7 protein-coding genes are annotated in these 7,777 nt (G+C 32.9%); 4 read left to right on the top strand and 3 right to left on the bottom strand.

Going from position 1 to position 7,777, the window contains the following annotated elements; genetic code table 11:
• Positions 1 to 135 precede the first annotated feature (135 nt).
• Both PHC28_RS12720 and PHC28_RS12715 read right to left on the bottom strand, forming a co-directional pair.
• Complete coding sequence (locus PHC28_RS12720; RefSeq protein ID WP_300101076.1) at positions 136 to 996, bottom strand: YicC/YloC family endoribonuclease; 861 nt, start codon at positions 994 to 996, stop codon at positions 136 to 138.
• A 60-nt stretch (positions 997 to 1,056) separates the two neighbouring features.
• Entirely contained in the window at positions 1,057 to 1,413 is a 357-nt protein-coding gene (locus PHC28_RS12715) for an arsenate reductase family protein (protein WP_300101073.1), read from the bottom strand.
• A gap of 73 nt (positions 1,414 to 1,486) precedes the next feature.
• Here PHC28_RS12715 and PHC28_RS12710 point away from each other — a divergent pair, with 73 nt between their 5' ends.
• Positions 1,487 to 1,942, top strand: coding sequence for a DinB family protein (locus tag PHC28_RS12710; protein ID WP_300101070.1), 456 nt, complete (start codon positions 1,487 to 1,489; stop codon positions 1,940 to 1,942).
• Positions 1,943 to 2,087: 145 nt separating this feature from the next.
• Here the strand turns inward: PHC28_RS12710 and PHC28_RS12705 are convergent, their stop codons facing one another.
• Entirely contained in the window at positions 2,088 to 2,894 is an 807-nt protein-coding gene (locus PHC28_RS12705; protein ID WP_300101067.1) for a glutamate dehydrogenase, read from the bottom strand.
• Positions 2,895 to 3,221: 327 nt separating this feature from the next.
• Here PHC28_RS12705 and gdhA point away from each other — a divergent pair, with 327 nt between their 5' ends.
• The 3 genes from gdhA to PHC28_RS12690 form a co-directional block, all read left to right on the top strand.
• Positions 3,222 to 4,565: an NADP-specific glutamate dehydrogenase gene (gene gdhA, locus PHC28_RS12700; RefSeq protein ID WP_300101064.1), complete on the top strand. Its 1,344-nt coding sequence runs from the start codon at positions 3,222 to 3,224 to the stop codon at positions 4,563 to 4,565.
• Positions 4,566 to 4,682: 117 nt separating this feature from the next.
• Positions 4,683 to 6,971 carry a T9SS type A sorting domain-containing protein gene (locus PHC28_RS12695; RefSeq protein WP_300101061.1) on the top strand — a complete coding sequence of 763 codons (2,289 nt, stop codon included), beginning with the start codon at positions 4,683 to 4,685 and terminating at the stop codon, positions 6,969 to 6,971.
• A 14-nt stretch (positions 6,972 to 6,985) separates the two neighbouring features.
• Positions 6,986 to 7,777: acyltransferase (locus tag PHC28_RS12690; RefSeq protein WP_300101058.1), on the top strand; the 792-nt coding region annotated here is incomplete at its 3' end.

The raw sequence follows: 7,777 nt of genomic DNA, 5'->3' as shown, positions 1-7,777 counted from the left end.
TATTAATTTCAAATCGGTGAGCACAATAGTCAGCACTTTCCTTTTCGATTTCAATATTAGAAACTGCAAAATTGCATTTATCAAATAATAAGTTCTTTGTTTCTACTATTATTTCATTCATTAATTTCTCAAAACTTATAGTACATTCAAAACCTGCTCCTTAATCTTCTCCAATTCGTCCTTCATCATCACGACTAATTTTTGCATTTGTGCGTGATTCGATTTCGAACCCATTGTGTTGATTTCACGTCCCATTTCTTGAGTGATGAAACCTAGTTTTCTACCATTGGCTTCTGTTCCGTTGATGGTTTCTAGGAAATAATCCAAGTGATTGGTCAAGCGCACTTTTTCTTCGGTGATATCTAATTTTTCTAGGTAATAAATCAATTCTTGCTCAAAACGATTTTCGTCTACATTGACTTTTAATTCTGAAATGGCAGTTTGCAAACGGTCTTTTATTGCCTGAACACGTTCTGGATCCAATGCTAAAGCTTCGTTCATATATTGACGAATGTTTCCTATGCGCAAATTGAATTCTTTTTCCAACGAAGCGCCTTCATCCTTGCGAAAATTCAAAATATTTTGCAAAGCTTCTTCTATAACGGTTTGGATTTGAACCCAATCATTTTCGTCAATTTCTTCCCGTTCGGTTTTCATTGTATCGGGCATTCTAACAGCCATTTTCATCAATTCGGTTTCATCTGCATCAGCATAAACTTCGCGCAATTGATTGATGTAGGCTTTCACTATTGGCACATTTACTTTTGTCGAAGTTTGTTCGGCGGTACTTTCGATAAAAATGGAGAAATCTACTTTTCCTCTTTCGAGTTTCAAGGCGATTTGGTTGCGTAAACCCAATTCCATTTCGCGATACGTCGAAGGCATTCGCACGCTTAAATCTAAACCTTTACTATTCAGGGATTTTACTTCTACGGTTATTTTTTTGGTTGGCAGTTGCAAAGTAGCTTTGCCAAATCCGGTCATTGATTGTATCATATTATTTTCTAAAAGAGTTCAAATATAAGGAAAATGGTTGATAGTTGTCAGTTCAGACTCTTACAAACTGTTCAAAACCTTCAAAACCTGAAGCATATTTTGTTGGCTGTTGCCAATGTAGATTTTGCCGTCAATAATAAAAACGGGTCGACTCAAGAAGGTGTAATGTTCTAAAATTAAATTTTTAAAATCTTCTTCGGTCAAGGATTTATTCTTTAAATCCCTCGATTTATAAAGTTGTGCTTTTCGGCTGAAAAGTGCTTCGTAATTTCCAGAAAGTTCACGCATTTCTTCCAATTCTTCGACTGTGATCGGATTTTGTTTGATGTCGTGAAAAACCAAATTATGGTCTTTTGGCAAGGATTTTATGATTTTTCGGCAAGTATCGCAAGAAGCGAGATAATATATTTTGTTCATAAACTGCATTTTCTTTGTGCAAAGAAAATTCATTTGGTGTGGAAAATGATTATTTTTATCAAAAATTTAAAAAATGAACCAAACACTCGATGTAAACACCACAAGCAGAAATATGGCGTCAAAATTTCTGGAAAATTATTCTTTAGAACAACTCAACAAAATCCCCGAAGGTTTTAGCAACAATTTGATTTGGAATATTGCACATATTGTCGTGACACAACAATTACTGGTCTATAAATTATCAGGTTTACCTATGATGGTTTCTGACGAAATGGTTGAAAAATATAAGAAAGGCACTAAGCCAGAACAGGAAGCAACACAAACCGAAGTGGAAGAAATCAAGTCTTTATTATTTACAACCATCGAAAAAACAAAGCAAGATTATGCCAATGGAGTTTTTAAAAACTTTCAAGAATATCCCACCTCACCAGGTTTTGTATTGACAAGTGCCGAGGGAGCGATGTCTTTCAATAATTTTCACGAAGGACTTCATGTAGGAATTATGATGAGTATTAGAAAGTTTTTGTAGGTTTTATTTATTGCCAGACGATATAGTTTGAGTGTTGGCATTGAATGCATCGATGATTTGCTGGAAGATTTAAAACAAGCATTAGATTAAAAAAACAAAAGCCCAATTTGAAGAAATTGGGCTTTTGTTTTATAGTTATTTTCTATTATTGCAAATAATAAATATATCCAACATTAAACCATACTAACCAATCATTGGCTTTGTTTTCTTTGAAAAGGGCTTTGTCTTGGTTAATTCCGTCAACCCAGTCTGAAAAATAATATTGAAACCTTAAATCAACCATCAAATCAGATAAAGGAGCAAGTTTGTACCGAGTTCCAATACTTGAAACTATAGACCAAACCGAGCCGGTTTCGGTAGAAAACCCATAAGGTCGGCCATCTGAAGGGAGTAAATACTTAGGAAATGTAGTCAAAGGTGTGCCTAACGGCCCCATCGTTGAGGAAGCTTTTGCATTATAAAAACTAAATTGTCCTCCAAGACTTATAAATGGACCCCAGCTTTCTGTTCTTGCTGTAAATTCGCGAATACTCCAAGGAAAATATTCTAACTGCATTCCTATATTGGTAACCGCTGTGCTTCCTCTCATTGCTCGCAATTGATCCGCACCAAGTCCAGTTCTATTAGGAGAGACCCATTCGCCGAAATTTTTAAGTTCTGTTTTATTGTATGACAATTCACTTCTTAATTTAAAATGATCGTTAAAATAAGTATCGGGAGTGTAACAGTTACAATCTGCTTCGTAAGAAAAATTTAAATAATGGATAATACCAATTCCGTATCCAGTGTTACCAGCATTTGTAGATAAATTGTATCTCACGCCGTAATCCGACTGAAAAGCTACCGGTCCTGCAATAACTCCAATTTCGTGAGAAAATCCAAATTGTGCATTTACAACATTTGTCATTCCCAAAAAAACGAAACAGAAAAATAGAATAGATTTTAGGGTCATACAATAAATTTACTTTTCTACAAATATATAAAAACATCAATCATTACTAATAGTATATAAACAAATATATTAACGGCAATTATTATTAATATTATATAAACTAAATATAAGGTTTTTCGTTTTTTCCTGCTGATAGTATTGATTTTAAATAAAATTATTTCAGGTTCGATAAAAAGAAGAAATTTTCGAGAAGAAATTATAAAAAAATACACAAATATTCTTATATAATGTATATTTGCACATAGTTACGAAAACGTTTTCTTAAGCAAATTATTTTGGTTAAGTAAACGAATAATATTAACCTTAATTTGTTCAATATATTTCAAGATGGAAGAAAAAATCAATAATTTTATGGCTCAAATTGAGGCCAAAAATCCAAACGAGCCTGAATTTATTCAGGCGGTTAGAGAATTTGCAGAAACAGTAATCCCTTTTATTGCTAGCAAAAGAAAATATGACGGTAAACATATACTTCTTAGAATAGCAGAACCAGAAAGAACGATAACTTTTCGGGTTACTTGGGTGGATGATAGAGGAGAAATTCAAGTAAACAGAGGTTTTAGAATTCAAATGAATTCTGCAATTGGACCTTACAAAGGTGGAATTAGATTTCACAATTCCGTTAACTTGTCAGTACTTAAATTTCTTGCTTTCGAGCAGGTATTCAAAAACAGCTTAACTACGCTTCCTATGGGAGGTGGAAAAGGGGGTTCGGATTTTGATCCTCAAGGAAAATCAGATGGAGAAGTAATGCGTTTTTGTCAATCTTTTATGACGGAATTATGTCGTCATATTGGACCAGAAATTGATGTCCCTGCTGGAGATATTGGCGTTGGTGCTAGAGAAATTGGCTACTTATTTGGTCAGTACAAAAGAATTAGAAATGAATTCACAGGAGTTTTAACTGGAAAAGGACTAGCTTATGGCGGGTCATTGATAAGACCAGAAGCAACTGGATACGGAGTGGTTTATTTCACTGAACAAATGCTAAGAACAATAGGTCAAGAAATCAAAGGAAAAACATTTGCTATTTCTGGATTTGGAAATGTTGCTTGGGGTGTAGCCTTAAAAATAAATGAGTTAGGAGGAAAACTGCTAACAATTTCTGGACCTGATGGATATATTTATGATGCTGACGGAATTTCTGGTGAAAAAATTGATTATATGCTTGATATGAGAGCAAGTGGAGACAATAGAGCCGAAATGTATGTAGAGAAATATCCAAATGCCGTTTTTCATAAAGGGAAAAGTGTTTGGGAAGTGAAAGTTGATATCGCTATTCCGTGCGCTACGCAAAACGAATTAAATGAAGACGATGCGAAAAAATTAGTTGCAAATGGTGCTATTTGTATTACCGAAGCGGCTAATATGCCATGTACTTTAGATGCTATTAAATATTTATTGGATAAAAAAATCCTTTTTGCTCCTGGAAAAGCGGCTAATGCTGGTGGAGTTGCGGCTTCTGGATTAGAGATGACACAAAACTCTATTCGTTTAAACTGGTCAAGCGAAGAAGTGGATCAGAGATTAAAAGATATTATGGTTGGAATTCACAATCAGTGTAAAAAATACGGAACTGACGAAACTGGATATGTAGATTATGTAAAAGGAGCCAATATTGCAGGATTTGTAAAAGTTGCCGATGCTATGCTAGCTCAAGGAGTGGTATAATCTTTTTTATATTAAAATAAAAGGTCTTCTTTCATCTTGATTGAAGACCTTTTTTATATAACAAAAATCCGTTACTTTCGTTTGTATTATATTTGCGAACTCCTACCTATACAAATAATGAAAAAAAGGCTTTTAACTTTTGTGCTTCTAACGATTATCCAAATGGGTTTTGCCCAAAACAAGCTTTTGTGGCAGGGTTATTTTTCTTATAATGAAATCAAAGATTTATCTGAATCGCCAAACGCAATTTTTGCAGCATCAGAAAACGCGTTGTTCTCAAAGAATATAACTACAAATCAAATAAAAACTACAAACACAATTGATGGTCTTTCGGGGCAAACAATATCCTCTTTATATTATAGTCCAACATTCAATAAAACTCTTGTAGGATACGAAAACGGCTTAATGATTGCAATCAATGAAGCCGATGGAACTATGTTAAACATTGTCGATATCATCAACAAACAATTGCCTTCAAACATTAAAAAAATTAATCATTTTATGGAATATGATGGAATTGTTTATGTTTCCTGTGATTTTGGAATCGTTCAATTCAATTTAGCCACAATGCAGTTTGGAGACACTTATTTTATCGGCAATAATGGTATAGAAATCAACGTTACTCAAACTGCAATCTATAACGGATATATTTATGCTTCAACAAATGAAGGTATTAAAAGAGCCAATGTTTCCAATAAAAACTTAATTGACTATAGCCAATGGGAGGAAATTGCCGGAGGAAATTGGTCTAGTATTGAGGCTTTTGGCACGGAATTATTTGCCATAAACACTTCTGGAAATATTAATAAATACAATTCAGGTTCTAATTCTTTTGCAGGCTATTTACAGCTTACACAAGCTTCTCTCGATATGAGAACGACAGGAAATTATTTAATAGTAACCACTTTAAATAGTGTTTATGTTTATAATGATCAAATGTCAGTTGTTCGTCGAATAGACAGCAATCAAATAACAGGAATAAATCCCAATTTCACATGTGCAACAAGCATTGGAGATATAATTTATATTGGAACAAAAGAGAACGGAATGTATTCAACTACAATTTCGACTTCCTCAGTTTTTGAAAATAATACACCAATTGGCCCTTCACATAATAGTATTTTTGCACTTCAAACAACCTCAACTTTTCTTTGGGCGGTTTATGGAGATTATTCAGGAACCTATAATCCTTATCCTTTAGATAGTTATGGAATTAGTAAATATAGCACTACAGGATGGTTAAATATCCCTTTCGAAGAAGTATTAGGTGCAAAATCCATAGTTAGAGTTATGATAAACCCAAATGATGAAAATGAAGTCTATTTTGGGTGCTCTTTTTCAGGGTTATTGAAAATTAATAACGATACACCTTCATTTTTATATAACCAAACAAATAGTGGATTAGAAGAGATTACATTTATATCAGGCTATCATAATGACGTAAGAATAAACGGAGGAGCCTTTGATAAATCAGGAAATCTATGGGTTAATAATAGTCTTATTCATAGTGGACTAAAAGTTCTTAAAACTGATGGACAATGGCAAAGTTTTTCTTTGGATGGTATTTTGGATAAAAGTATTGATGCTAGTATGGGGCGAATGGTAATCGATAAAAATAGTACTAAATGGTGGTGTACAAATACAGAAGGTTTGATAAGTTATAATGAATCCATCAATAAATTTAAAAAAATAACATTTGGTTCAGACAAAGGGAATTTGCCAACTACCGATGTTAGAGCTATTGCGGTGGATAATAGAGATCAACTATGGATAGGAACTACAAAAGGATTGAGGGTGTTGTCTAATGTAAGTAGTTTTCTAACCGAAGATCAAATGACCGCCAATCCAATAATTATTCTTGAAGACAATCTCGCTCAAGAATTAATGTATGAACAATCTATTACGGATATTGTTGTCGATGGAGCCAATAACAAATGGATTGGTACTGCTGATTCAGGTATTTTTTTAGTTTCACCAAACGGACAGGGGACAAAATATCATTTTACAATTACCAATTCGCCTTTACCGAGCAATACTATAAACGATATTGATATTAATAATGTAACAGGAGAAGTTTTTATAGCCACAACCAAAGGGATGGTTTCTTTCAAAGGAACAGCTACTACTGCAAACGAAGATTTGAATAATGTTTACGTTTATCCAAATCCAGTGCGTCCAGAATATTCAGGAACTGTAAAAATTGCCGGATTGTTGAACAAAGCCAATGTAAAAATTACAGATATCGAAGGAAATCTAGTTTACGAAACTACTTCTGAAGGAGGAACAATAGAATGGGATACAACCGCATTCGGGAAATACAAAGTGGCTTCGGGTGTATATATGATTTTTATTTCAGCTCAAGATGGTATTGAAACCAAAGTTAAAAAAGTGATGATTATAAAATAATTTTCGATTAAGATATGAATAATAAAAATTGTTTTGACTTTTTAAGATTTTTTTTTGCTTCAAATATTTTATTAGCCCATCTGTGTGAACTTTCTCAAAGTAAAAGCCTAGAATTTTTATCCTATTTTTCTAATTCAAGTATTGCTGTCAAAGGATTTTTTGTAATTAGTGGTTTTTTAGTGACTAAAAGCTACATAAATACACCGTCTTTAAAAAAGTATTTTATTAAAAGGGTCAAAAGAATTTTGCCTGCTTATTTTGTTGTTTTGATATTGTCAGTCCTAGTTTTTGCCTTCTTTAGTAGTTTAAGTTTTTCAGATTACATTGTAGATGTAAATGTATACAAATACCTAGGATGGAATTTTGTGTTTTTAAATTTTATGCACCCTTGTTTGCCAGGACTTTTTGAAACTAATCTTTTTTGTGCAGTAAATGGGGCATTATGGACTTTAAAAGTGGAGGAAGGTTTTTATATTGTTTTGCCTTTAATTTTTTATGGAATAATAAAATCTAAAAGACCAATATTAATCCTTGCAATCTTATATGTTTTGTCTGTTTTATATTGGTTTGTTATGGATTTTTATTTCAATATGCCTTTGCTTGCCAAACAATTACCAGGATATTTAGTGTATTTTGTAACAGGAATTTTTCTTTTTTTGAATTTCGACTCTGTATTGCAGAATAAGAAAGTGCTAATGATTTCAGCAATTATGTTATTGTTTTTTTTAAATTTTTCAAATTTTCAAATCGATTTATTTTATCCAGCTGCATTTGGGACAATAGTTATTCTTGCTGCTTTTAGCCTT

The sequence above is a fragment of the Flavobacterium sp. genome (genome assembly GCF_028712645.1).
Classification (GTDB): domain Bacteria; phylum Bacteroidota; class Bacteroidia; order Flavobacteriales; family Flavobacteriaceae; genus Flavobacterium.
This window is presented reverse-complemented; position numbering and strand designations above follow the sequence as displayed.

Excerpts from the sequence above, each read along its gene's own strand:
- PHC28_RS12720 (WP_300101076.1), bottom strand. The coding sequence starts at position 996 with ATGATACAATCAATGACCGGATTTGGCAAAGCTACTTTGCAACTGCCA.
- PHC28_RS12715 (WP_300101073.1), bottom strand. The coding sequence starts at position 1,413 with ATGAACAAAATATATTATCTCGCTTCTTGCGATACTTGCCGAAAAATC.
- PHC28_RS12710 (WP_300101070.1), top strand. The coding sequence starts at position 1,487 with ATGAACCAAACACTCGATGTAAACACCACAAGCAGAAATATGGCGTCA.
- PHC28_RS12705 (WP_300101067.1), bottom strand. The coding sequence starts at position 2,894 with ATGACCCTAAAATCTATTCTATTTTTCTGTTTCGTTTTTTTGGGAATG.
- gdhA (WP_300101064.1), top strand. The coding sequence starts at position 3,222 with ATGGAAGAAAAAATCAATAATTTTATGGCTCAAATTGAGGCCAAAAAT.
- PHC28_RS12695 (WP_300101061.1), top strand. The coding sequence starts at position 4,683 with ATGAAAAAAAGGCTTTTAACTTTTGTGCTTCTAACGATTATCCAAATG.